The organism is Halorhodospira abdelmalekii (assembly GCF_016583625.1).
Classification (GTDB): Bacteria; Pseudomonadota; Gammaproteobacteria; order Nitrococcales; family Halorhodospiraceae; genus Halorhodospira; species Halorhodospira abdelmalekii.
In genome coordinates this window covers 46,089-70,264 of the sequence record NZ_NRRN01000007.1, presented here as the reverse complement: position 1 = coordinate 70,264, position 24,176 = coordinate 46,089, and the positions used below count along the sequence as shown (strand labels likewise).

Annotated in this window: 17 protein-coding genes and 1 pseudogene; 14 read left to right on the top strand and 4 right to left on the bottom strand. The window is 64.1% G+C overall.

From position 1 onward, the window contains the following. Positions 1-82 precede the first annotated feature (82 nt). From glmU to CKO15_RS02765, 4 genes are read left to right on the top strand one after another with little or no spacing between them, the layout of a single operon-like run. On the top strand, positions 83-1,516 hold the full coding sequence (gene glmU, locus CKO15_RS02780) for a bifunctional UDP-N-acetylglucosamine diphosphorylase/glucosamine-1-phosphate N-acetyltransferase GlmU (protein ID WP_338035980.1): 1,434 nt from the start codon (positions 83-85) through the stop codon (positions 1,514-1,516). Positions 1,517-1,525: 9 nt separating this feature from the next. Continuing rightward, positions 1,526-2,353, top strand: a complete 828-nt coding sequence (locus tag CKO15_RS02775) for a universal stress protein (RefSeq protein WP_200192278.1) — start codon at positions 1,526-1,528, stop codon at positions 2,351-2,353. A 15-nt stretch (positions 2,354-2,368) separates the two neighbouring features. Further along, positions 2,369-4,201: a glutamine--fructose-6-phosphate transaminase (isomerizing) gene (glmS, locus tag CKO15_RS02770; RefSeq protein ID WP_200192276.1), complete on the top strand. Its 1,833-nt coding sequence runs from the start codon at positions 2,369-2,371 to the stop codon at positions 4,199-4,201. Positions 4,202-4,209: 8 nt separating this feature from the next. Then, positions 4,210-6,177, top strand: a complete 1,968-nt coding sequence (locus tag CKO15_RS02765; RefSeq protein ID WP_200192274.1) for a UvrD-helicase domain-containing protein — start codon at positions 4,210-4,212, stop codon at positions 6,175-6,177. Here the strand turns inward: CKO15_RS02765 and CKO15_RS02760 are convergent. After that, a complete protein-coding gene (locus CKO15_RS02760; protein WP_242464514.1) occupies positions 6,174-6,863 on the bottom strand; it encodes an LOG family protein in 690 nt (229 codons plus the stop codon). The two genes, CKO15_RS02765 and CKO15_RS02760, sit on opposite strands and share 4 nt — an antisense overlap. 222 nt (positions 6,864-7,085) lie before the next feature. On the opposite strand from CKO15_RS02760, the gene polA reads away from it, so the two are divergent. The 5 genes and pseudogenes from polA to CKO15_RS02735 all read left to right on the top strand — a co-directional run bounded on the left by polA (position 7,086) and on the right by CKO15_RS02735 (position 16,203). Then, positions 7,086-9,875, top strand: coding sequence for a DNA polymerase I (gene polA, locus CKO15_RS02755; RefSeq protein ID WP_200192270.1), 2,790 nt, complete (start codon positions 7,086-7,088; stop codon positions 9,873-9,875). A gap of 107 nt (positions 9,876-9,982) precedes the next feature. Then, positions 9,983-11,368: pseudogene (locus CKO15_RS02750) on the top strand (cytochrome ubiquinol oxidase subunit I); the annotation flags it as partial. A gap of 154 nt (positions 11,369-11,522) precedes the next feature. Next, positions 11,523-12,524 (top strand): cytochrome d ubiquinol oxidase subunit II, encoded by a 1,002-nt coding sequence (gene cydB / locus CKO15_RS02745; RefSeq protein ID WP_200192266.1) that lies wholly within the window; start codon positions 11,523-11,525, stop codon positions 12,522-12,524. A 45-nt stretch (positions 12,525-12,569) separates the two neighbouring features. Next, positions 12,570-14,387 (top strand): thiol reductant ABC exporter subunit CydD, encoded by a 1,818-nt coding sequence (cydD, locus tag CKO15_RS02740; protein WP_242464511.1) that lies wholly within the window; start codon positions 12,570-12,572, stop codon positions 14,385-14,387. After that, positions 14,380-16,203 carry an ATP-binding cassette domain-containing protein gene (locus CKO15_RS02735; protein ID WP_200192262.1) on the top strand — a complete coding sequence of 608 codons (1,824 nt, stop codon included), beginning with the start codon at positions 14,380-14,382 and terminating at the stop codon, positions 16,201-16,203. The genes cydD and CKO15_RS02735 overlap by 8 nt, the downstream gene beginning before the upstream one ends. A gap of 200 nt (positions 16,204-16,403) precedes the next feature. Here CKO15_RS02735 and yihA read toward each other — a convergent pair whose 3' ends face one another. Further along, positions 16,404-17,087 carry a ribosome biogenesis GTP-binding protein YihA/YsxC gene (gene yihA / locus CKO15_RS02730; RefSeq protein ID WP_200192304.1) on the bottom strand — a complete coding sequence of 228 codons (684 nt, stop codon included), beginning with the start codon at positions 17,085-17,087 and terminating at the stop codon, positions 16,404-16,406. Positions 17,088-17,247: 160 nt separating this feature from the next. Between yihA and CKO15_RS02725 the strand changes: the two genes are divergently transcribed. The 3 genes from CKO15_RS02725 (at position 17,248) to CKO15_RS02715 (ending at position 20,298) form a co-directional block, all read left to right on the top strand. Further along, on the top strand, positions 17,248-17,886 hold the full coding sequence (locus CKO15_RS02725; RefSeq protein ID WP_200192260.1) for a c-type cytochrome: 639 nt from the start codon (positions 17,248-17,250) through the stop codon (positions 17,884-17,886). Between the two features lie 63 nt (positions 17,887-17,949). Further along, positions 17,950-18,780, top strand: coding sequence for an endonuclease/exonuclease/phosphatase family protein (locus CKO15_RS02720; protein WP_200192258.1), 831 nt, complete (start codon positions 17,950-17,952; stop codon positions 18,778-18,780). A gap of 150 nt (positions 18,781-18,930) precedes the next feature. Then, positions 18,931-20,298: a sodium-dependent transporter gene (locus CKO15_RS02715; protein WP_200192256.1), complete on the top strand. Its 1,368-nt coding sequence runs from the start codon at positions 18,931-18,933 to the stop codon at positions 20,296-20,298. 96 nt (positions 20,299-20,394) lie between these two features. Here the strand turns inward: CKO15_RS02715 and CKO15_RS02710 are convergent, their stop codons facing one another. Next, on the bottom strand, positions 20,395-21,105 hold the full coding sequence (locus tag CKO15_RS02710; RefSeq protein ID WP_200192254.1) for a TorF family putative porin: 711 nt from the start codon (positions 21,103-21,105) through the stop codon (positions 20,395-20,397). Positions 21,106-21,380: 275 nt separating this feature from the next. Here CKO15_RS02710 and CKO15_RS02705 point away from each other — a divergent pair, with 275 nt between their 5' ends. Both CKO15_RS02705 and CKO15_RS02700 read left to right on the top strand, forming a co-directional pair. Next, positions 21,381-21,758: a SirB2 family protein gene (locus tag CKO15_RS02705; RefSeq protein WP_200192252.1), complete on the top strand. Its 378-nt coding sequence runs from the start codon at positions 21,381-21,383 to the stop codon at positions 21,756-21,758. 191 nt (positions 21,759-21,949) lie between these two features. Then, complete coding sequence (locus CKO15_RS02700; RefSeq protein WP_200192251.1) at positions 21,950-23,470, top strand: YifB family Mg chelatase-like AAA ATPase; 1,521 nt, start codon at positions 21,950-21,952, stop codon at positions 23,468-23,470. On the opposite strand, the gene trmB is transcribed toward CKO15_RS02700, so the two are convergent. Further along, on the bottom strand, positions 23,455-24,174 hold the full coding sequence (gene trmB, locus CKO15_RS02695; protein WP_200192249.1) for a tRNA (guanosine(46)-N7)-methyltransferase TrmB: 720 nt from the start codon (positions 24,172-24,174) through the stop codon (positions 23,455-23,457). The two genes, CKO15_RS02700 and trmB, sit on opposite strands and share 16 nt — an antisense overlap. Between the last annotated feature and the right edge of the window lie 2 nt (positions 24,175-24,176).

The window sequence follows — 24,176 nt, the reverse complement described above, 5'->3', positions numbered from 1 at the left end:
AAATTTCCCCGCTTCCATACGCATGGGGCGGGGCTCTTTCGTACACCCCTCAAGATGTAAAGTTGTAGAGAGGACAGTCGCAGTGCAGACGCCCCTCCCCACCGCTGTGATCGTGTTGGCAGCCGGGCGGGGTACGCGTATGCGCTCTGAGCGGCCCAAGGTTCTGCAGGCGCTTGCCGGGCGGCCGTTGTTGGCGCATGTCCTTGAAACGGCACAAGAGCTGAAGCCGGCGGCCCTCCGGGTTGTCTACGGGTACGGCGGTGATGCCGTCCGTGAGGCCCTGGTAAACGAACCCGTCGATTGGGTCGAGCAGTCTGAACAGCGGGGCACCGGTGATGCAACGCGCTGCGGATTGACCGGGCTGCCCGCCGAGATGCGGGCAATAGTGCTCTGTGGTGACGTTCCCTTGATGCAGGCCGAGAGCCTGCTACCCCTCCTAGAAGAGACCGAACAGACTTTGAGCCTGCTGACCGTCGAGCTGGCCGATCCGACCGGGTATGGTCGAATTGTGCGCAGTAACGCAAACGGTGAGGTGGTGGCGATTGTCGAAGAGCGGGATGCAACGCCGCAGCAGCGGCAGATCCGTGAAACCAATACCGGGATCTTGGCCGCTCCGGTTGGCTTGCTGCGCGGATGGTTAGAGCAATTGCGCCCGGATAATGCCCAGGGCGAGTACTATCTGACCGATGTCGTAGCGATGGCAGTAGCGGCCGGTTATTCAGTGCGAGCTCACCGCCTGAGCGATCCGCTCCAAGCGAGCGGCGTCAATAGCTTCGTGCAACTTGCCGAGGTCGAACAGATTTGGCAAGCGCGCGCACGCGATCGCCTGCTGCGGCAAGGGCTGGCAATGCCGGTGCCGACGCGCGTGTTGCTCCGCGGGCAGGTCGAACATGGCCGTGACTGTTCGGTCGATGTCGATTGCGTTCTGGAGGGGCGGATCGAACTCGCAGATCGAGTCCGGATCGGCCCCGGTGTCGTCTTGCGCAACGTGACCGTCGGCAGTGACAGCGTGATTGCACCCTACTGTGTGCTGGAGGATGTCGAACTGGCGGAGCGTTGCCAGGTTGGGCCGTTTGCGCATCTGCGCCCCGGTACGCGGCTGGCTCCGGGAGCCCGGGTCGGTAATTTCGTCGAGATGAAGGCAGCGACGTTAGGGCGCGATAGCAAGGCCAACCACCTCAGCTACATCGGTGATGCGCAGATCGGCGAACGGGTGAATATCGGTGCTGGGACCATCACGTGCAATTACGATGGCGAGCGTAAGCATCCGACAAAGATTGCTGATGACGCCTTTATCGGCTCGGGAACGCAGTTGGTCGCACCGCTGAGTGTGGGCGAAGGGGCGACGGTTGGTGCGGGCTCAACGTTGACGCGCGATGCCCCGGCGCGGCAACTGACCCTGGCCCGCTGTCGACAACAGAGCAAGTCGGAGTGGCGACGGCCAGGCTTGACGCCCGATCCCGGGAGTGCGGAAGATAGAGGTGAGGGGCCGAGTCGGGGCCATACCGAGGAGTAAGGAGCGAGCATGTTCGAGCACACAGTCGTTGCAGTCCATTTTGAGTCGCCTCATCAGCCGTTACTCGACTCACTCGGGGAACTGCAGCGTTACGGGGCGAAGGAGTTCACGCTGGTCGATGTGCTCCGGGTGGACGATCCGGACGATCTGAGTGACAGCCACCGCGAGGAGGCGCGGCGGCGCTTGCAGCAAAAGCAGGCCGATTTGGAGAGAGCCGGCTTTAAGGTCAATATCCAGCAGCCGGTCGGGTTTCCCGCCCCGGAACTGGCAAAGATCGGCCGCGGCTACGGTGCGCAGTTGATCATGCTCGGCTCGGGTGGCGAGGGACTGCTGCGCGAGTTTTACCACGGCTCGACGGTCTTGGAGCTGGCTCGGCAGACGGCACTGCCGGTGCTCATGGAGCGCATCCATCCCGACCCGGAGACGGTGAGCCACGGCGAAGTCTTCAGTCGTCCGATGCTTGCGACCGATTTCTCGGCAAAAGCGGTGGCGGCGGAGAATCTGGCGCTGGATGTTGCGAAACAGCACGGTGAGCTGCTGATCCTGCATGTGACGGATGAAGACAAGCGGGTTGAGGGCCAAGAGAGCCTGGAGCGGCTTGCGGCGAAGGTGCGGGAGCAGGGGGTTGAGGTCACCACACGCTTGGAGACCGGTACACCCGCACGGGTCGTGCGCAAGGTTGTCGAGCGCGAAAGCGTCAGTTTGGTGATCATCGGCAAGCGTGGTGACGGGCCAGGCCGTGAGATGGCGCTCGGTTATACTGCGCAACAGGTCTGTCGCAATTGCCCCTGCTCGGTACTGCTGGTGCCGAATGAGCAGGGCATCTGGCTGCGCTAGGCGCGGCTCCAGACGATGTGCGGGATTGTCGGAGCCTGCGCCCAGCGCGACGTCGCGCCCCTGCTCATAGAGGGGCTGCGGCGGTTGGAGTATCGTGGCTACGACTCGGCCGGGATCGCGCTCATAAAACGCGGCAGTGGCGCGTTAACGCGCACCCGTGTGGCGGGGCGCGTCCTCGATTTGGTTGCCGCGTTGCAGCCGGATCTGCCGGAAGGGGGGGTGGGTATTGCGCACACCCGGTGGGCAACCCACGGACTGCCAAACGATCTCAACGCCCACCCGCACGTCGTCGCTGACGAGGTGGCTCTGGTCCACAACGGGATCATCGAAAACCACCACGCCCTGCGAGAAGAGCTGACCGAGGGCGGCTATCAGTTCACCTCAGAGACCGATAGCGAGGTCGCTGCCGCGCTCATCCAGCGCTACCACGCGGCCGGGGAAGATCTGCTCAGCGCGGTGCAGCGCGCCTTGAAGTCGTTCGTCGGTGCCTACGCCTTCGCTGTGCTCTCTGCTCGTGAGCCCGAACGCATTGTCGCGTGCCGGCGCGGCAGTCCGCTGGTGGTCGGTATCGGCATCGGGGAGCACTTCGTCGCCTCCGATGTCACCGCGCTACTCCCGGTGACCCGTCAATTCATCTTCCTTGAAGAGGGCGATGTCGTTGCCCTTGAGCGTGAGCGGATTGCGATCTACGATGCCGACGGTCGCCCCGTTGAACGTCCAGTGCGGACCTCCGAGCTGGCCCCAGACGCGGTCGAGCGGGGTGGCTATCGGCATTTCATGCACAAAGAGATCTACGAGCAGCCCGCGGCAGTGGCCGAGACTCTGGAGGGGCGCTGCGTCGGCGGGCGGGTCCTGGATGCGGCCTTGGGCAATGGTGCGGCTGAGCTGCTCGATCGCACGGAGCGGCTGCACATCGTTGCTTGCGGCACCTCCTATCACGCCGGGATGGTCGCCCGCTACTGGTCGGAGCACTACGCCGGGCTGCCGTGCGAGGTCGAGGTCGCGAGCGAATTTCGTTACCGCAGTCACGTTGTGCCACCGGGAACCCTGCTGCTGGTCATCTCGCAGTCAGGGGAGACCGCTGACGTCTTAGCCGCACTGCGCGAGGCGCGGCAGCTGGGCTACTTCGCGGTACTGGCGATTTGCAACGTGCCGGAGAGCTCACTGGTGCGGGAGGCCGATCTGACCTTGCTCACCCGCGCCGGCCCGGAGATTGGCGTGGCATCGACGAAGGCTTTTACAACGCAATTGACTGCGTTGCTGCTCGTGGTGGCCGCTTTGGCGCGACGCTGCGGACGGGCGCAGCAAGAGGCCGAGCTCGTTGCCGCGCTGCTGAAGATACCGGCGGCGTTGGAGCGCACCCTCGCGCTTGAGCCGCAGATCGCAGCCTTGGCTGAGCGGTTCGTTGATCGTCAGCACGCCCTCTTTCTCGGGCGTGGGGTGCACTATCCAGTGGCCCTAGAAGGAGCGCTCAAGCTCAAAGAGATCTCCTATATCCATGCCGAGGCCTACCCGGCGGGGGAACTCAAGCACGGCCCGCTGGCGCTGGTCGACGAGCAAATGCCCGTCGTGGCGGTTGCCCCGCACGACGATTTGCTCGATAAGCTTTTGTCAAACCTAGAAGAGGTGCGCGCGCGCGGCGGACAGCTCTACGTCTTTGCCGATGGCGCTGCGCAGCTGCGTGCCCAAGGTCGCTACACGGTCATCCCGGTCCCTGATGCCCCGGCAGCGATCTCCCCGCTGATCCATACGGTGCCGTTGCAGCTGCTGGCTTACCACGTTGCGGTGCTGCGCGGGACCGATGTCGATAAACCACGGAATTTGGCCAAATCAGTGACGGTCGAGTAAGCCCTCCAATGGATTTGGATACCCTGCTTAGTGATTTGAACGATGCGCAGCGCCGTGCGGTCTGCCTGGAGGGGGGACGGGCGTTGGTGTTGGCCGGTGCCGGCAGCGGTAAGACGCGCGTGCTGACACGCCGGGCCGCCTACCTGATTCGGTTTACCGGTCTCTCGCCCTTCGCTCTGTTAGCCGTGACCTTCACCAACAAGGCAGCCGGTGAGATGCGGGGGCGGATCAGTGAATTGCTCGGCATTGCCACATCTGGGATGTGGGTCGGAACCTTTCACGGCATCGCGCACCGGCTGCTGCGCCAGCACGCTGAGCAAGCCGGTCTCCCGGAGGGGTTTCAGATCCTTGACGCCGACGACCAACTGCGACTGGTCAAGCGCGTGCTGCGTGCCCGTGGCACCGATGAGAATCGCTTACCGCCACGGCAAGTACGCGGCTTTATCGCCGCGCGCAAGGAAGAGGGTGTGCGGCCTGAGGCGGTGGTGACCGAGGGGCACCGCTATCAGCAAGAATTACTCGAGATCTACCGCGACTACGAAGAGTCGTGCCGACGCGGCGGGTTGGTCGATTTTGCCGAGTTGCTGCTGCGCGCCGATGAGTTATTGGCCGGCGATGAGGGATTGCTAGCACACTATCGGCGGCGCTTTCAGCATATCTTGGTCGATGAGCTGCAAGATACCAACGCCATGCAGTATCGCTGGCTGACGCGGCTCATCGGCGAGGGTACGGGGCTCTTCGCCGTCGGCGACGATGACCAGTCGATCTACGGCTGGCGCGGTGCACGGGTGGAGAATATGGATCGGCTCTGCCGCGAGTTGGCGCCGGTCGAGATCGTCCGTCTGGAGCAGAACTACCGCTCGACGGCGACCATTCTGCAAGCGGCCAACCATCTGATCGCCCATAACGATAAGCGGCTCGGCAAGAATCTCTGGACCAGTGGCGACCAGGGTGAGCCCATAACCCTCTATCGCGCCTTTAACGAGGTCGACGAGGCGCGCTGGGTCATCGATCGAATCAACGATTGGATCGAAGAGGAGGGGTATCAGGCGGGCGATTTTGCCATCCTCTATCGCTCCAATGCGCAGTCGCGCGCCTTTGAAGAGGCGCTGATAGCCCACCGGCTGCCGTATCGGGTCTACGGTGGGGTTCGCTTTTTCGAACGCGCCGAGGTCAAAGACGCCTTAGCCTATCTGCGCCTGGTGATGACCCGCCACGACGATGCCAGCTTCGAGCGGGCGGTGGTCACCCCACCACGCGGTGTCGGCGCGAAGACGCTCGATGCCATCCGCACGGCGGCGCGAGCGCAAAACACGAGCCTGTGGTCCGCAGCGCAGCAGCTGGTGGCCCATAAGCAGTTAGCTGCGCGCGCGCGCAACGCCGTGCACGCCTTCCTAGAGTTGATCGATGACCTTGAGCAGCGGGTGGCCGGTGAGCCGCTGCAGCACCAAGCCGAGCACGCCATCTCGTCTACGGGGCTACGGCACCACTACGAGCGCGATGAGAGCCGCCTGGAAAACCTCGATGAGCTCGTCAGCGCAGCACGCAGCTTCGCGCACGAAGGGAGTCGAGCAGGGGGGGCCGAGGCGCATGAGACCGAGCCGCTGCTCGACTTTCTAACCCACGCCGCCCTTGAGGCCGGTGAGGGGCAGGCGGCGGACTGGGGCGCTTCGGTGCAGTTGATGAGTCTGCACGCAGCCAAAGGGCTGGAGTTCCCCGTGGTCTTCCTAACCGGTCTTGAGGAAGGACTCTTCCCGCACTATCTCTCGGCCGACGATCCGGTGCGCCTGGAGGAAGAGCGGCGGCTGTGTTACGTCGGCATGACCCGCGCGCGCACGCGCCTCTGCCTGACGTGCGCTGAGGTCCGGCGCATCCACGGCCGCGATCAAGAGGCTCGACCGTCGCGTTTCCTTGGCGAGTTGCCCCTCGAGACGCTCGACGAAGTCCGCCCGAGCATCCGTATCCGGCTGCGCTAGAGATCGAGCAAGATTTCCCGCTCTTGGGCCGAGGGCTGGAAACCGCGTTGTTCGTAGTGAGCGAAGATCGCCTCGACAACGGCCTCCGGCTCGTCAACGATTTGGAAGAGATCCATATCTTCGGGATCGATAGCGCCTTCGGCGACCAGGTGCGACTCGAACCAGTCAATCAGCTTAGCCCAGAAGGGGCGGTGAACGAGGATGATCGGGATCTTCGGGGTCTTGCCCGTCTGCACCAAGGTCAAGATCTCGGCGAGCTCATCCAGGGTGCCGAAGCCGCCCGGCAACACCACGTAGGCCGATGCGTACTTAACAAACATGACCTTGCGTGAGAAGAAGTGGCGGAAGCCGAGCGCAATGTCCTGATAGGGGTTGGCGACCTGCTCGCGCGGCAGCTCGATATTGAGCCCGATACTGGGCGATTTCCCCGCTTGTGCCCCCTTATTGGCCGCCTCCATGATACCGGGGCCACCGCCGCTGACCACCGCAAAGCCGGCATCGGAGAGTTGTCGCGCGACCTTCTCGGCCAGTTGGTAATAGGGATGCTCCGGCGGGATGCGAGCCGAGCCGAAGACGCTGACCGAGGGCTTGATTGCGGAGAGGCGTTCAAAACCTTCGACAAATTCGGCGATGATCTGGAAGATCTTCCACGATTCGCGCGTCAGGGTGGTGCCATTTGGGGCCATGCGTTCATGAGCGCGGAACGGGCTGTCTGGGTTCTCAGGGTCCATAATTGGTTCTTTTTTTGTGGCAGAATGAGTGGCCTGCCCAGAGGGCAAGGAAGGTGCTGGAATAGCATTGATTTTTGAATGAGTCAAGCCGACGGTTGCCCGACCGGCCCGTCGGGCCACGAGAGCGCATTGGAGCTTACTAGAGCGCATGGGTCGGCGGAATGGATTACAGGATCGATGGGCGAGCACGACGCTAAGCTGGTATTGATTGACGGCTCCTCCTACCTCTACCGGGCCTACTACGCCCTACCGCCGCTGAGCAATCGCGACGGTGAGCCGACGGGGGCGCTCTACGGCGTTCTGAACATGGTCCGCTCACTGCTCAGTGACGAGGTCGAAGGGCAGCAGATCGCTGTCGTCTTCGACGCCCCAGGGCGGACCTTTCGCGACGATCTCTTCGAGCAGTACAAGGCGCAGCGTCCGGCGATGCCCGAGGAGCTGCGCGTGCAGTGCGCACCGCTTAAGGCGATCTTGGCTGCGCTCGGTATCCCGGTGCTCGAAGTTCCGGGGGTCGAGGCCGATGATGTCATCGGAACTTTGGCTCGGCGAGCCAGCGGCCCAGTGGTCATCTCGACCATGGATAAGGATATGGCGCAGCTGGTCGATGCGCACACCACCCTACTCAACACCATGAGCGGAAAACAGCTCGACTGCGCCGGGGTTGAGGAGAAGTTCGGGGTGCCACCGGCGGCGATCGTCGATTATCTGGCGCTGGTGGGGGATAGCTCGGATAACATCCCCGGCGTGCCGAAGGTCGGTCCGAAGACGGCGGCGAAGTGGCTGCAGCACTACGGCGACTTGGCAACCCTGCAGGCGCACGCCGACGAGATCCGCGGCAAGGTCGGCGAGAGTTTGCGGGCACACCTCGATGCCCTGCCGTTGGCCCAGGAGCTGGTGACGATTCGTTGCGATCTGGAGCTCGACGTGATCCCCGATGTGTTGCGGCGTAGCAAGCCGGATCTCGAGCAACTGCGGGCACTCTATCGCCGCTACGAGCTGCGCCGTTGGTTGGCCGAACTCGATGCAGGCGATGGCTCCGAGCAGGCTGTGCCCGAGCCGGCCGCCTCCAGTGAACCGGGGGCGACGACAGGGGCTGCGCCGGGCTCGACCTCGCCGCTTGGAGTTGCGCCGGATTCGGCGACCACTCCGACCCCGGTGGACTATCTCTGCGTGGTCGATGAGGCGACATTGGCGCAGTGGTATGAGCAGTTGGCGGCGGCCGAGGCCTTCTCCTTCGACTTGGAGACCGACTCTCTGGTCTATATGGATGCCGCGATCGTTGGGGTGGCGGTGGCCGTTGAGCCGCATCGGGCCGCCTACATCCCGCTCGGCCACCGCGGGGCGGGATCTGAGGCGCAGCAATTGACTCTTGAGCAAGTCTTGACGAAGCTGCGGCCACTGTTGGAGGCCGAAACGCCGCGTAAGATCGGCCAGAATCTAAAGTACGATATGAGCGTGCTGGCCCGCTACGGCATTGAGCTGCGCGGGATCGCCTACGACACCATGCTTGAGTCGTACGTCCTCGATGCCGGTGCGAGTCGGCACGATATGGACTCTCTCGCCGAACGCCACCTGGGGGTGACGACGACGAGCTATGAGGCCTTGTGCGGTAAGGGGGCGAAGCAGACCCCCTTTGCTGAGATCGATCTGGCGGCGGCGACCGCGTATGCGGCCGAAGACGCCGATATCACTCTACGGCTGCATCATCACCTCTATCCGCGCCTGTGCGCCGAGCCGCCCTTACTGCAGCTCTTTAGCGAGATCGAGATGCCGCTGCTCCCGGTCTTATCGCGCATGGAGCGCACCGGCGTGCGGATCGACCCGCAGCGGCTGCAGGCGCAAAGCCACGAGCTGGCCGCGCGCATGGGCGAGGTCGAGGCGGCCGCGCACGCCCTTGCCGGCGAGCCGTTTAATCTCAGCTCACCGCGCCAAATCCAAGCCATCCTCTTCGAGCGCATGGGGCTCCCGGTGGTGCAGCGCACCCCGAAGGGGCAGCCCTCAACAGCCGAAGCGGTGCTCGAAGAGCTGCAGGCGCAGGGCCACGAGTTGCCGCGACTGCTCCTTGAGCATCGGGGGCTGGCTAAGCTCAAATCGACCTACACCGATAAGCTCCCGGGGCTGATCCATCCGCGCACCCAGCGCGTACACACCTCCTACCACCAGGCGGTTGCGGCGACAGGCCGCCTCTCCTCCACGGCCCCCAATCTGCAAAATATCCCCGTGCGCAGTGATGCTGGACGGGAGATTCGCAAGGCCTTTATCGCCGAACCCGGCTACGTGCTGATGAGTGCCGACTACTCGCAGATTGAGCTGCGGATCATGGCCCACCTGTCACAAGATCTGAGCCTGTGCCAGGCCTTTGCCGTCGGTGAGGACGTACACCGCCGGACCGCCGCCGAACTCTTCGGCGGGGAGCAGCCGACCGATGCGCAGCGCCGCGCAGCGAAGGCGATCAACTTCGGGTTGATGTACGGCATGTCGGCGTGGGGATTGGCCCGGCAGTTAGGCATTCAACGTGATCAGGCGCAGCACTACATCGACTGCTACTTCGACCGTTACCCAGGGGTGCGCGCCCTGATGACGCAGACCCGCGAACAGGCGCGCAGCCGCGGCTACGTCGAGACCCTCTTCGGCCGCCGCTTGTATGTGCCGGAGATCCACAGCCGCAACCGGCAGCGCCGCGAGTACGCCGAGCGTACCGCCATCAACGCCCCGCTGCAGGGGAGTGCGGCCGATCTGATCAAGCGGGCCATGATCGATGTCGATCGGGTCTTGCAAGCGCACCCCGAAGAGGCGCGGCTGGTGATGCAGGTCCACGACGAGCTCGTCTTGGAGGTGGCAGAGGGGCACGTCGATGCCGTCACCGCGCAGGTCTGTCGAGCGATGCAACAAGCCGATCGCGGTGCGCTCAATGTGGCGCTGGAGGTCGAGGTCGGCTACGGTGAGAACTGGCAGGAGGCGCACTGAGGGGGCGCGTCGTTGACCTTGGTTCTTAGGTAGAGGCTCCCTGTGTCTTTGTGTCTCTGTGATGTTTCTCTGTGACAAGGGCAGCAACGACGAGGTGATGTGACGGGATGGAAGCACTCGATCCACTGCTGTTATCGCGGCTGCAATTTGCCTTTGTGGTCTCGTTCCACGCCATCTTTCCGGTCTTCACGATCGGCCTAGCGGCCTACATCGCGGTCCTGGAGGGGTTGTGGTACCGCTCCAACGACGATCGCTACCGGCAACTGGCCGAGCACTGGACACGGATCTTTGCCGTCGTCTTCGGCATGGGGGTGGTCTCCGGTGTGGTGATGTCGTTCCAGTTCGGCACCAACTGGAGCAACTTCGCCTATGCGACCGCCAACTTCATCGGTCCGATCCTCTCTTACGAGGTGCTGACGGCCTTCTTCCTTGAGGCGGTCTTTCTCGGCATCTTACTCTTTGGCCGCGATCGCGTGCCGCGCGGTACCCACCTCTTCGCCGCCTGCATGGTGGCGATCGGCACCTTCATCTCGTCATTCTGGATCCTCTCAGCAAATTCGTGGATGCAGACTCCGGCCGGGTTCGAGTGGCGCGATGGCATCGTCTACGTTACCTCGTGGAGCGAGGCGATCTTCAACCCGTCACTGTGGTATCGCTTCGCGCACGTCGCCGTTGCCTCGTTGCTGACCGGGGGCTTTGTGGTCGCCGGCGTCAGCGCCTACTACCTGCTGCGTAAGCGCGCCGTCGAGGTCCACCGTAAGGCGCTGTCGATGGCGATGTGGATGATCCTCTGCGCGGCTCCGGCGCAGGCGTTGGTTGGCGATATGCACGGCCTGCACACCTTCGAGAAGCAGCCGATCAAAGTCGCTGCGATGGAGGGGAATTGGCACACTCGCACTGGGGCGCCGCTCTACTTGATCGCGTGGCCCGATGCGGAGGCCGAGGCGCACCGCTTCAGTATCGGCATCCCGAATGCGGCCAGCTTTATCTTGACCCACGATTGGCACGGCGAAGTCCCAGGACTGACCGAAGTACCGGCCGCTGAGCGCCCGCCGGTCGGCCCGGTCTTCTGGTCGTTTCGGGTGATGTTGGCCATCGGTTTTGTGATGATTGCGGTGGCGCTGTGGGGGGCGTGGCTGCGCTGGCGCGGCCGTCTCTACGAGAGCCGAGCGCTGCACCGAGTGCTGCAGTGGATGATCCCGGCACCCTTTGTCGCTGTGCTGGCCGGCTGGTTTGTCACCGAGATCGGCCGCTCGCCGTGGCTGGTCTACGGGCAGATGAGTTTGAGCGAGGGAGTGACGCCGTCGTTGACCGGGGCGATGGCCTTGGCGACGTTGATCGGCTACATCGTCGTCTACGGGATTATCTTTTGGGCCGGGATCTACTACCTATCGCGCATCGTGATCAAAGGGCCCGAAGGCTACGCGCAACCTCGCCCTCCGGAGATCTACCCGCTGCGGCCGATGGCCGTCGTCGATGTCTCCTTCGATGACGATCCGGGTGCTGAGACGGCGGGCGCCGAGCACAACGCCTATACCCTTGGCGAGTCGCGGTCGGCTGAGCAGCGCACCGGCAGTGACGGTGTTGGTGGGGCTGGAGGCCCTGAAGGCCCTGATCGTGACCGAGAGCAGCGCGGAGGTAAGCGTCATGGAGTTGATTGATATCACCGCTATCTGGGTCGGCCTCGTCGGCTTGGCAGTCATCATGTATGTGGTCCTTGATGGCTTCGATTTGGGGGTCGGGATCCTCTACCCCTTCATGCCCGATGAGCGCGCGCGCGATGATGTTATGCGCTCGGTCGCCCCGGTCTGGGACGGCAACGAGACGTGGTTGGTGCTCGGCGGCGCTGGGCTGCTCGCCGCCTTCCCGGCGATGTACTCGATCCTGCTGCCGGCGCTCTACCTCGGCGTCTTTCTGCTGCTCGCCGGATTGATCTTCCGCGGTGTGGCGTTCGAGTTTCGCTTTAAATCGCGACGGTCGCGGCCGTGGTGGAATGCCGCTTTTGCCGGTGGTTCGATCGTGGCCGCGGCGGCGCAAGGGATTGTCATCGGCGCCTTCGTGCAGGGAATTGAGGTCGAGGGGATGGTCTATGTCGGCGGTGCCTTCGACTGGTTAACCCCCTTCACCCTCTTTACTGCGCTTTCGCTGGTGCTGGGCTACGCCTTGCTGGGTGCAACCTGGGGCATCATGAAGACCGAGGGGACGACGCAGCAGTGGCTCTATCGGGTGACCCCGCTGCTGGTGGTTGCGGTGGCGCTCTGCCTGTTGGTCGTCAGCCTGTGGACACCGTTGACGCAGCCGCAGGTCATGGAGCGCTGGCTGAGTGAGTGGCCACGGCTTCTGCCGCTGCCGCTGCTCGGTGCTTTGGCGCTGCTACTGCTGTGGTGGGCGGTCCAAGAGCGGCGCGAGTATTTGCCCTTTTTCGCCGCCATCGGGCTCTTTTTATCGGCCTTTGCCGGGATTGTGGCGAGCAAGTGGCCCTACGCCATACCGCCCCACGTCACCTTTGACGAAGCGGCCTCAGCGCCGGAGTCACAGCTCTTTATCCTGCTCGGGATCCTCTTTATGCTGCCGATCATCATAGGCTATACCACCTGGACGTATTGGGTCTTTCGCGGCAAGGTGCGCCCGAGCACCGGGTATTCGTAAATGGCAGTCCGCGCCCCAAATGCTACTGCAGCGACTGCGCCGGCTTTGGAAAGCACGACCGAGCGGCCGAGCCGCTGGCTGCGGGCGCAGATTGCCCCGGCCCGCACTGCGGTCACGGCCCATATCGGCGTCGGGCTGTTTGATGCGGCGCTGATTGTTGCCCAGGCGCTGCTAATCGCCTGGATCGTCCATGCCGCCATTATCGAGAAGACGCCCCTGAGTGCATTGATGCCGTACGCGGTCGCGCTCGCCGGGGTCTTTATCGGGCGTGCTCTCTGCACCTGGGCGCGCGGCGCGGCGGGGGCTTGGAGTGCGCAGGCGATCACCGCTTCTATTCGTCAGCGTCTCTATCGACACGTTGCGGCGCTTGGGCCTTCGCGCTTGCAGCGCTATCACAGCGGCAGTGTGGCGAGCACCTTGGTCGAGCAGGTCGAGGCGCTTGAGGGGTACTATGCGCACTACCTGCCGCAGATGGTCTTGGCGAGTCTGGTGCCGTTGGCGCTGATCGTGGTCGTCTTTGTCCTCGATCCGCTGGCCGGGGCGCTGTTGCTGTTGGCGGTGCCGTTGGTGCCGCTCTTTATGGCCTTGATCGGGATGCGGGCCGAGCGGCGTGCGCAAGCCCAGCAGCAGGCGATCAATCGCATCAGCGCCCACTTCCTCGATCGTCTCCGGGGTCTCGCGACGCTGCGCCTGTTCCGCGCCGGTGAGCGGGCCGCTGCCGATGTCGAGCGAGCCGCCGACCACTATCGGGCGCGCAGTATGGAGGTGCTTAAGGTCGCCTTTCTCTCCTCGGCGGCCTTAGAGTTGATCAGCGCCCTCTCAATCGCCCTGGTGGCGATCTATGTTGGCTTCTCCCTGCTTGGCTTCCTGGAGTTTGGTCCCGGGCCGCAGCTCGGTCTCTTTAGTGGGCTGGCGATCCTGATCTTAGCGCCTGAAATCTTTTTACCACTGCGCCGCTTCGCCGTTTGTTACCACGATAAGGCGACGGCTGTCGGTGCTGCCAAAGAGATCACTCAACTGCTTGCCGAACCCGTGCCGCGTGAGCTGAGCGCAGCCGAGTGGTGCGCTCAGGCCGTTGCTATTCGCGAGCCGGAGAGTGGTTTGCCCATCCCGAACCCGGTCGCTGTGGCCTTTCGCGGTGTGAGTGTGACCTTCCCGACGGCGCCCGCCGAGGCGACTGAGCCGGCTGACCGGCCTGCGGAGGGGCAGGCGTCTACAGCGATGGTGGGGTTACGCGATCTCGATCTGCGCATCGAGGCCGGCGAGCGGGTGGTGATTCGCGGTCCGAGTGGGGCTGGCAAGTCGACGCTGCTGCACTTGGCCGCGGGCTTTTTAGAGCCGACCCGCGGCGAGGTGCGCATCGGTGATGCCCTACCGCCCGGAGGCGCGGGCGTGGCTTGGGTTGGACAGCAGCCGTGGCTCTTCCACGGCACCATCCGCGAGAATCTACTGCTCGCTGATCCGCTGGCTGCCGCCGCGCCGTTAAGCGAAGCTCACGGGGGTGAGGACGAGCAGCGACTGTGGGCGGCACTGCGTGAGGCCGATCTGGAGGCCGTCGTGCAGGCCCTCCCACAGGGGCTGGATACCCCCCTGGGCGAGGGGGGCTACGGCCTCTCCGGTGGGCAGGCGAGCCGTTTAGCGCTGGCCCGTGCCGTCTTATCCGGGGCCCCGTTGCTGCTGCTCGATGAGCCGACCGCCGGGCTCGATCCGGCGAGCGCCGAGCGGGTGCTCAAGGCACTGGCACGCTTAGCGGATGGCCGGCGAACGATCTTAATGGTGGCCCACGACGCCGCCGTGCACGCTTGGGGGGAGCGCATCGTGGTGATCGAGCACGGCCGCTTGGTGGAGGATCGACGTGCGTGAGTTGCTGCCCTTTCTTAAAGACCTGAAGGCAGAGCGCGGGCGCTTAGCGCTCGGCACCACGCTGTTGATCGTCAGCCTGCTGGCGGCGATCGGCTTGCTGGGGCTCTCAGGCTGGCTCATCACCGCCGCCGCCGTGGCGGGGTTAAGCGGGCTGGCCCTGGAGGTCTATCGCCCGAGTGCCGGGATTCGCTTCTTCGCCATCGCCCGGACCGTAGCCCGCTACTTCGAGCGCTTGGTTCACCACGATGCGGTGTTGCGGGCGCTGGCCCGACTGCGCGGGCAACTCTTTCGGGCACTGGCACCGGTGCCGTTGCCACGCTTAGCACGGCTGCGTCGTAGCGAGCTGCTCAATCGCATGACGGCCGATGTCGAGGCGCTCGATAACCTCTATCTGCGCATCGTCGGACCGACGCTGGCGGCGGCGGTGACGATCGTGCTGACCGTCGGTGTGCTGATTGTGCTGACCGGCCCGCTGGGGTGGACGGTGGGGGCCGTCCTCGCCATCGGGGGGGTGCTGCTGCCCGCCACTGCATGGCGGCTCGGTTTCCCCCATGGCGAGGCGATTGATCGTCATCTGCCGGCGCTGCGGGGTGCTGGGGTCGATGCCGTACAGGGGCTGGCCGAGCTGCGTGCCGGCGGCGCTCTGGAACGTCAAGAGCGGGTTTTGATGAGGGCTGCGCACGGCTTGGCGCAGGCCCGGGCGCGGGCGCAGCGCCTGACCGGGCTCGGCGATGCCGCAGTCGGTCTGCTCGGGCACGCCGCGTTGCTCGCAGCTCTGCTCAGCGGCATCCCGCTCTATCAGGCGGGTGAGATCAGCGGCCCGATCTTGGCGCTGGCGGCACTGGCGGCGCTGGCAGCCGGTGAGGCGCTGAGTGCCTTGCCGGGGGCGTGGCAGCAGCTCGGGCGGACCCGGGCCGCGGCCCGGCGGCTGCTTGAGCTACAAAGGGGCGAGGTCGTCGATGAGGCCGCTACGAGTGCTGGAGCGCTTGGAGCGGCGTCGGGGCCAACGGTACGCACTGGGCCAACTGGAACTGAAGCGGTCGGGCCAGATGCAACGGCGACCCCGGCTCCGAGCACAGCTCCGGCTGCTGGCGCAGAAGCGGGTCCGCGCGAGCCCGCCGCTGCCGCTGCGCCGCAGACCGCGCTCCCGATCCGCTTCGATAAAGTCGATTTTCGCCACCATACCTACGCTGAGCCGATCCTGGAGCAGGTCGATCTGCACATCGCAGCGGGTGAGCAGGTGGTTGTCTACGGCCCCTCGGGGAGTGGAAAGTCGACCCTCCTTGATCTGATCGCCGGTTTTATCGTGCCGCAGGGTGGTACCGTCTACCTGGGCGAGCGAGCGAGCACGGCGTGGCCCGAGGCCGAGCGCTTTGGCGCGTTGGGCTACCTGACGCAGCGCACTGAACTCTTCGCCGATACGGTGGCGGCTAACCTACGTCTCGCCGCCCCGCAGGCCGATGATCAGGCCCTTTGGGCGGCCCTGCAGCGTGTCGCGCTCGATCAGCGCATCGCGGCAAACGCCGCGGGACTAGAGGCGTGGGTCGGGGAAGGGGGGGCACAGCTCTCCGGCGGCGAGGCACGGCGCTTAGCGCTGGCTCGGGTGGTGCTAACCGATGCCCCGGTGGTGTTGCTCGATGAGCCGTTTCGTGGGCTTGATGATGAGACTGCCGCGACGGTTTGCCACCGCTTAGAGCCTTGGCTGCAGGGGCGTACCGTCCTTATCGTCAGTCACGCTCCCGAGGCGGCGCCGGCGCATCAGCGCCGCCTCGCCTTCGAGACGCTACAGCGCGGATCGGCCGCCGCGCCGCTATAGGCGGAGCACTGCGGCGCGGTTTGGTAGGAATCCTCCGGCGTTTAGATGCGCAAGGACGCCAAAAAGAAAGGACCCCGGCTCCTGGGGGTCGGAGTACCGGGGCCAAGTGCGCCCCCGACCCTGGGGGAGGGCCGGGGGTCTCCAGCGCCACGCCAGAACGCTTGAAGGGAGGTTACGCTACGGACCTATTATAGCCGCCTCTAATAGGTGCGACCATAAGTCGCGCTCGAAGGTTCCCGATCGGCCGTGCCCGCACTCGGGGTGGGGGGGGGTGGCGGCTCTTCGGCCCAGCCGAACCAGATATTGAGCACCTCGGCAAGTGCGGCGACCCCGTCGCGCTGCGGGGCCGCAAAGCGCTGGATGCTCGTCAGTTTCAGGTCGGCCTCGGTAAGCGCCTTCAGACATTCACGCTGGCGCGCTTGAGCTGCGCCGCGCTTGAGCTTATCGGCCTTGGTCAAGACGCCGTGAACGGCCAACTTGGTGGCCGCACACCAGCGCAGCATCTGGATATCGAGCGGTGTTGGGGCGTGGCGGATGTCCATGATGACGACGACTCCGCGCAGCGAACGACGGCTGCCGAAATACTCAGGCAGGGCGCGCTCCCAGCGCCGTTTGATGGCGACTGGGACCTTGGCGTAGCCGTAACCGGGCAGGTCGATGAGGCGGCGCTGGTCGTCGAGGTCGAAGACATTGATCGCCTGGGTACGCCCCGGTGTACCGCTGGTGCGAGCGAGCTTGTGTTGCTCAGTCAAGGCGTTGAGGAGGCTCGATTTGCCGACGTTGGAGCGGCCGGCAAAGGCGACTTCGATCCCTTCATCAGGGCAGAGATCGGCCGGGGTCGGCGCACTCAACCGGAAGCGTGCCTCTCGATAAGGCTTGTTGATGGCCTGGCGTTCTGTATGCATGGTAGATTCGCCTTTGCTAAGTGGCTTCCGAAACAAGTAAATTGACGCCTCATGGAACGGCTGCTATAAGTGTTCCCCGTTTAGCGTCCGCGGACGCGCGCGAGTGAGCCCACTCCATCAGCGGAGCAGAACGAAGACTATGTACCATCGCACGCAGATTTTCGCCATGGCCGCCATCCTTGCCCTGGGTATCGGGGTGGCGAGTGCCGACGAGGTTGATATCGGGGCTGGCGAGCGGCTCCATCAGGAAAGTTGTGCGGCTTGTCACGGTGGGTCCGGGGTGAGTGAGGTCCCTGGCTGGCCGAGTGTTGCCGGTCAGCAAGCCGACTACACCCGCCATCACCTGCGGCTCTTCCGGGACGAAGAGCGGTACGACCCGCAGGGGTTGATGACTCCCGAGTCGCTGGGTCTCTCGGATGCTGATATCCGCAACTTGGCGGCCTATTACGCTCAGCTGAATCCGCCGCCGGCCCAAGAGGTCGACGAGGAGCTGGCCGAGCGGGGACGGCAGATCTACTTCGCCGGTGTACGCGACCGCAACGTGACCTCCTGCACCGGGTGTCACGGTCCGCGCGGTCAGGGGGTGCAGGGCGCGCTCTATCCCCTCGTCGCCGGTCAAGATCAGACCTACACCGTGGAGGCCTTGAAGGGCTACCAAAGCGGCGAGCGCACCTCCGATCGCAACAGCGAAATGCGCGATATCGCGAAGCGGATGACCGCTGAGGATATCGAGGCTGTGGCCGCGTTTCTTGCGAGCATGGATGCCGCTAAGAAGTAGCAGAGACGGATTTGAAGCGTTGGTATTTGGCGCCCTCCCGCCGGAGGGCGCCGCGCTTGGGCCATGACCAATCTCTCGCATCGGCTCCCTGAGGGAGTCTACAGCACGCTGCGCCCGAGTCTGGCCGTCGCCGCACCCCCATCCATTCGGGTGCTGAGCTACAACATCCAGGGCGGCATCGAGACTTCGCGCTATCACCACTACTTCACCCGCGGCTGGAAGCATCTCCTTCCCGACGCCCATCGGCAGGGCAATCTCGATCGTATCGGTGACTGGATCGCGCCCTTCGATTTGGTGGGGCTGCAGGAGGTCGATGGTGGCAGTTTCCGTACCGGCTTTATGAACCAAGTCGAGTACCTCGCCTATAAAGGCGACTTCCCCTACTGGTACATCCAGACCAATCGCGATATAGGACACTTGGCGCAGCAGAGCAACGGTTTGCTGAGTCGCTATCGCCCGGCGGAGATCATTGAGCACCGTTTGCCGGGGATCATACCGGGGCGCGGGGCGTTGCAGATCCGGTTTGGAATGGGCGATGAAGCGTTGAATGTCGTCCTGGTCCATATGGCTTTAAGCCGACGCGCACGACTGCGTCAAATCGACTTTCTTGTCGAGCTGATCCGGCAGCATCGCCACGTCATCTTCATGGGCGATCTCAACTGCCGTTCGCAGAGCCGGGAACTGACGCGCTTACGGCGCCGCACAGATCTCTCCGAGCCAATTCACGGCCTGCATACCTTCCCGAGTTGGCGGCCTAAGCGCAACATCGACCATATCCTGGTCAGTCCGACGCTGCTCGTGGAGCGAGCGCGGGTGCTCAAGCACGCCCTCTCGGACCATTTGCCGATTGCTATGGATGTGGCGCTACCGAGTGCGGTTCGTTTGGCCGCATAAGCCGTACGGGGCCGAGTCGTGTGGGCCTGTCGAAGCCGGTGCAGTGCTCAATGTGTCCGAGATGCCGCGTAGAGAAGGGGTTTCCGCTACCCGCATCCTGTATTACGCTCCGATTTCCAATTCCGGACAATACCACGGGGGATGGCTGGCATGAGTGGGTCTCAGCAAGCGTCCATACACGGTGAGTGGGGGTCGCGATGGGCCTTTGTGCTCGCCGCGACCGGATCAGCGGTCGGACTGGGCAATATCTGGCGGTTTCCGTACGTAGTCGGCGAGTACGGCGGGGCTGCCTTTATCCTCGTCTATCTTGGCTGCATCCTGCTCATCGGGCTGCCGGTGATGATCGCCGAGATCTTGATTGGGCGCACCGGCCGTCAAAGTCCGATCAATACGATGCGCACCTTGCCGGCACGTTACGGCGCGAAGCCGGTGTGGCAAATCCTCGGCTGGCTGGGTGTAGTGGCCGGCTTCTTAGTGCTCTCGTTCTACTCGGTCGTCGGTGGCTGGTCGTTGGCCTACGTTCCCTACACGATGACGGGTGCGTTTACTGGCGCCGACACCGCCACCGTCGATGAGTTCTTTAGCACCTTGCTCGGTTCCCCCGGCCGGTTGCTGCTGTGGCATACACTCTTTATGGCGTTCACCGCCTGGATCGTGATGCGCGGAGTCGAGCAGGGACTGGAGAAGGCAGTCCGGTTGTTGATGCCGATCCTCTTCTTCCTGCTACTGGTAATGGTTGGCTACGGCATGGGGGCGGGCGCCTTTACCGAGGCGCTGGAGTTCATGTTTACGCCCGATTTCAGCGCCCTGACCGGGCAGGCAGTGCTGGTGGCGATGGGGCAGGCCTTCTTTACCCTGAGCCTCGGCCTGGGGGCGATCATGGCCTACGGCTCCTACCTCTCAAGCCGCTCGTCGATTCCGGTCAATAGCGGGGCGATTGCCGGGGCCGATACCCTGATTGCGCTGATTGCCGGGCTGGCCATCTTCCCGATCATTCTCGCCGCCGGCCTGGATATGCAACAGGGACCAGGCTTGGTCTTCGTGACCCTCTCCTACGGCTTTGGGCAGATGCCGGGCGGGCTGCTCTTTGGCACGGTCTTCTTCATTCTACTCTCCTTTGCCGCGTTGACCTCGGCGATCTCGATCATGGAGCCGGCGACGGCCTATCTGGTCGAATCGCGCGGCTGGCAACGCCCCCTGGCGACGGCGACGATCGCCGGGGCTGCCTGGTTGCTGGGGATCGGCTCGTTGCTCTCGTTTAACGCCTGGTCGGGCTATACCCTCTTCGAATTGAACTTCATGGAGATTGCCGAGTATCTCTCGACGAGCATCATGCTGCCCTTAGGCGGCTTGCTGATCGCCCTCTTTGTCGGCTGGGTTATGCCGTTGCAGGTCAGCGAGGGTGAGCTGGCCTTCGGCAACCGGTGGCTCTACCGGTCGTGGCTGATCGCGGTGCGCTACGTCGTACCGGTGGCGATCGCGGTGGTCTTCCTCAATGCCCTCGGGGTGCTGGGTTAACAATAGGTGACGACGATCACACCAGCACGAAAAAAGCGCTCTGGAACCGATTGAGCCAGAGCGCTTTCGCCTGACCGGAGCGCGGCCAGGATACGCTTAGAAGGAGCGGGCGATCGTAAAGGCGACCTGATCGTCGTCATCCTCTTCGTGGTCGGCGTAGATCAGGCTGAAATCGAGGGTGCCGTACTCGTAGCCGAGACCGATGGCGTAGTCGAAGCCTTCGATGGAGTCCACGCCGTTCTCTTCGTCCTCTAGGTCATCAGTAATCAAATAACCGGCTCGGACTATGCCGTAAAAACCGGCAGCGATCGGTATACTCCAGTTCGTCTCTAGATAGATTGATGCCTCTTCGCGACCGAAGTAGTCGTCGGAGTAGTGGACGTAGAAGTCGCCGTCGGCTACTGCGAGCGCCAAGCCGAGACCGGCGTAAAACTCGAGCGTATCGGGGTCGCCTTCAGCGTCGGGATAGCCGTAGTAGTACATCCCGACATCAAGCGATAGGGTATCGGTCAGATCGTGGCCATAGCCGATGAAGTAATCCAGCTCCAGCGCCCCGGCTGCAGCCGCCGCTGCCCACGTGCCGAAGTAGATGCCACTGGTGTGGGCGATATCGAAACCACCCTGGATGGAGGGCTCCTCGTCGTTCTCGGACCAACCGCGGAAGACGTAGTTCGAGGTGAGGGCGACGTTCGATGAGAGGCTAAAACCGGCCCCGAGTTCCTCCTCAGCGGCGAGTGGACCGGCTAGGCTGACGCCGGCGAGGCCGCACGCGGCAAGCAGAAGGCGGTTCTTATGTCGAATGTGCATAGTTATTGTGCTCCTTACGAAAGAGGCGCGAACAAGATCACGCTGCGCAGGGCGTTATCACGCTGCGCAGGGCTTTCTGCACACATCGTGCCAATTGCGCGAAATCGCTTTAACAGAGCACTGGCCGGGGTGTTGCCACACCGCTGCACCGTGCGCGGGCACCGTGATGCACCACCGCACCGCTGCGGTGCAGCGCCGAGGGGGCTTGCCGCCAAATGCAGGAGCAGGCAAGAATAGCCCCGCCATCTGGAATCGCAACAGAAGGGATCGAAGGCATGCACGAAACGCTCTACCTCTTCCACCTCTTAGCGGCCTATCTGAGCATTGGATTATTCATCGCCCGCGGCTATCTGCTCTTTAGTGATTCGGCGTGGTTTCACCATCGCGCCCTGAAGGCGATCCCCTCGGCCGTCGACGCCATCTTGCTGACAACGGCGCTCATCTTGATGTTTATGGTCAGCCAGTACCCCTTTGTCGATCACTGGCTGACGGTCAAGGTCATCGGTCTGGTCGCCTATATCGTTTGCGGTGCCATCGCCCTGGGCAGTCAGAAGGCCCGCCCGGTGCGGATGGGCTTCTTCTTCGCTGCCATCGCCATCTTCTTCTACGTCATCATGGTCAGCGTTACGCGCAATCCGCTGCTCTTTGCCTAGCGCGCCAGCTCAATGGCGCTGATGCCCGCGAGACGCCGCAGGGAGGTGGCGCCGCGGGCGCTCTTTCTCGCCGTTGCACTACGCCGATAACGTGGTAGAGTGTCCGTCGCACAGGAGCAGCTTTAGCAGCAATCCGACCTTCGCCCTGACAGCGAAGGTCAGAGCGAAGGGGCCATGGAGGGCCAATTACAATGTCTTTAGCCGTAGCACAGGCACGAGCGGCCGTCGGCGTCGCCGCCCCCGAGGTCTTCGTCGAGGTTCACCTCGCGCCGGGGCTCCCCGCATTCTCTCTTGTCGGTCTGCCGCGCGCTGAAGTGCGCGAGTCGCGTGATCGCGTCTTTAGCGCCATCACTAACAGCGGACTGGACTTTCCGCTCGGCAGAATTACCGTCAATCTCGCACCGGCCGATTTGCCCAAGAGCAGTGGCCGTTTCGATCTGGCGATCGCCGTTGGGATTCTCGCCGCATCGGGCCAGTTAAACAGCGAGATCGGCAATCTTGAGTTTCTCGGTGAGCTTGCCTTGACCGGCGAGCTTCGCGCGGTCGGGGCGGTGCTGCCGGCGGCGTTAGCGGTTCGTGAAGCGGAGCGCCAGCTGATCATACCGACAGCCGATCGCGACGAGGCGGCTTTGGTCCACCCGCACGGAGCATACGCGGCCGCGCGCTTGATCGATGTGATCGAGCATATCGAGCAGCGAACGCCGCTGCCGACGCTCGGAGCACCGAACCACCCCCACGAGCTCGCGACCTACCCCGACCTGGCCGATGTGCGCGGCCACGCCGCCGCTCGCCGCGCTTTGGAGATCGCCGCAGCCGGTGGGTTGAATCTACTGCTGAGCGGCCCACCGGGGACCGGCAAGAGCATGCTCGCGGGCCGCCTGCCCGGTCTACTGCCGGCGCTTGATGAGACGCACGCCTTGGAGATCGCCGCCGTGCGCTCAGTCAGCGGCGCCGGCGTTGCCCCGGCGACGTGGCGACAACCGCCCTTTCGGGCGCCCCACCATACCCTCTCGACGGCGGCCCTAGTCGGTGGCGGCAATCACCCCCCGCGCCCCGGAGAGGTCTCGCTCGCCCACCGCGGTATCCTCTTTCTCGATGAGCTCCCGGAACTGGCACGCCACGCCCTGGAGGCACTGCGCGAACCGCTCGAGACGCGCCAGGTAACAGTCTCGCGCAGCCGCGGTCAGGTGACCTATCCTGCTGCATTTCAGCTGGTCGCAGCGATGAATCCGTGCCCGTGCGGCTACCACGGCGATCCGGAACGGTCGTGTCGCTGTTCGCCGGAGCAAGTTCAGCGCTATCGAGGGCGCATCTCCGGGCCGTTGCTTGAGCGCTTCGATCTGGCCATCGAAGTGCCGCGCTTAACACCGCAAGAGCTGCGTACCGCCGTCAACGGTGAGCCGACTGCGGTTGTCGCCACACGCGTTGCCGCCGCGCGCCAATATGCAAACGAGCGCTACGGAGCGATCCTCGCCGATCTCGACGGCGAAGGGCTGCGGGCGATCGCGCCGTTGAGCGATGCGGCCGAAGAGCTGCTCGCGCAAGCGAGCACGACGCTCGGCCTCTCGCCGCGCGGGCACTACCGACTCCTGCGGGTCGCGCGCGCCATCGCCGATCTGGCCGCTGAGGAGACGATCGGGGTCGATCACCTCGCCGAAGCGGTTGGGTTGCGCCGAGGACTCTGCCCGCCGCGTGGCTACACCAATCGATAGCGCAGATCGTAGACGGTATGACCGCGCTGCAGCCCGCGACGCTCGAACTTGGTGCGCGGGCGCGGCGGCGGTGGCGGGAGAAAGGCGCCGCGACCGGCGAGATTGACCCAGCGCGCATCGGCCTCCAGGCAGGCTAACATCGCCAGCGCGTACTCTTCCCAGTCGGTCGCGAGGTGCAAAATCGCGCCCGGTGTTAGGCGCGGGACGAGCAGATCGAGGAAGGCGGGCTGGAGCAGTCGCCGCTTATGGTGGCGCTTTTTCGGCCACGGATCGGGAAAGAAGAGGTGCACCGCAGCCAGCGAGCGCTCCGGCAAGTGAGCGCGCAGCAGCTCGACGGCATCGCCGGCGAAGAGGCGCAGATTGCCGAGTCCGTGTTGCTCGGCGCTGCGCAGACAGTGGCCGATACCAGGGCGGTGCACCTCGACCCCTAAGTAGTCGCGCGCCGGATCGGCTGCAGCCATGGCGACTAAGGCCTCGCCATTGCCGAAGCCGATATCGAGCACCCGCTCAGCGTTTCGGCCAAAGAGTTGATCAAGATCGATCACGCCCTCGGACTCGACCCCGTAGCGAGGCCATAAACGCTCCAGGGCAGCGGCCTGACCGCGGGTCAGGCGGCCCTCGCGGCGGACAAATGAGCGGGTCGGGCGGAGGAGGGTGTTCGGCCGATCAGATCGGTTCGCTGGGTTCTCGGATGGACTCGACATGC

Bases quoted from the DNA above. Each gene is read 5' to 3' on its own strand.
- CKO15_RS02715 (WP_200192256.1), top strand. From the start codon at position 18,931: ATGAGTGGGTCTCAGCAAGCGTCCATACACGGTGAGTGGGGGTCGCGA.
- glmS (WP_200192276.1), top strand. From the start codon at position 2,369: ATGTGCGGGATTGTCGGAGCCTGCGCCCAGCGCGACGTCGCGCCCCTG.
- trmB (WP_200192249.1), bottom strand. From the start codon at position 24,174: ATGTCGAGTCCATCCGAGAACCCAGCGAACCGATCTGATCGGCCGAAC.
- CKO15_RS02760 (WP_242464514.1), bottom strand. From the start codon at position 6,863: ATGGCCCCAAATGGCACCACCCTGACGCGCGAATCGTGGAAGATCTTC.
- CKO15_RS02705 (WP_200192252.1), top strand. From the start codon at position 21,381: ATGCACGAAACGCTCTACCTCTTCCACCTCTTAGCGGCCTATCTGAGC.
- CKO15_RS02700 (WP_200192251.1), top strand. From the start codon at position 21,950: ATGTCTTTAGCCGTAGCACAGGCACGAGCGGCCGTCGGCGTCGCCGCC.
- CKO15_RS02765 (WP_200192274.1), top strand. From the start codon at position 4,210: ATGGATTTGGATACCCTGCTTAGTGATTTGAACGATGCGCAGCGCCGT.
- polA (WP_200192270.1), top strand. From the start codon at position 7,086: ATGGGCGAGCACGACGCTAAGCTGGTATTGATTGACGGCTCCTCCTAC.
- CKO15_RS02710 (WP_200192254.1), bottom strand. From the start codon at position 21,105: ATGCACATTCGACATAAGAACCGCCTTCTGCTTGCCGCGTGCGGCCTC.
- CKO15_RS02725 (WP_200192260.1), top strand. From the start codon at position 17,248: ATGTACCATCGCACGCAGATTTTCGCCATGGCCGCCATCCTTGCCCTG.
- CKO15_RS02775 (WP_200192278.1), top strand. From the start codon at position 1,526: ATGTTCGAGCACACAGTCGTTGCAGTCCATTTTGAGTCGCCTCATCAG.
- CKO15_RS02720 (WP_200192258.1), top strand. From the start codon at position 17,950: ATGACCAATCTCTCGCATCGGCTCCCTGAGGGAGTCTACAGCACGCTG.
- cydB (WP_200192266.1), top strand. From the start codon at position 11,523: ATGGAGTTGATTGATATCACCGCTATCTGGGTCGGCCTCGTCGGCTTG.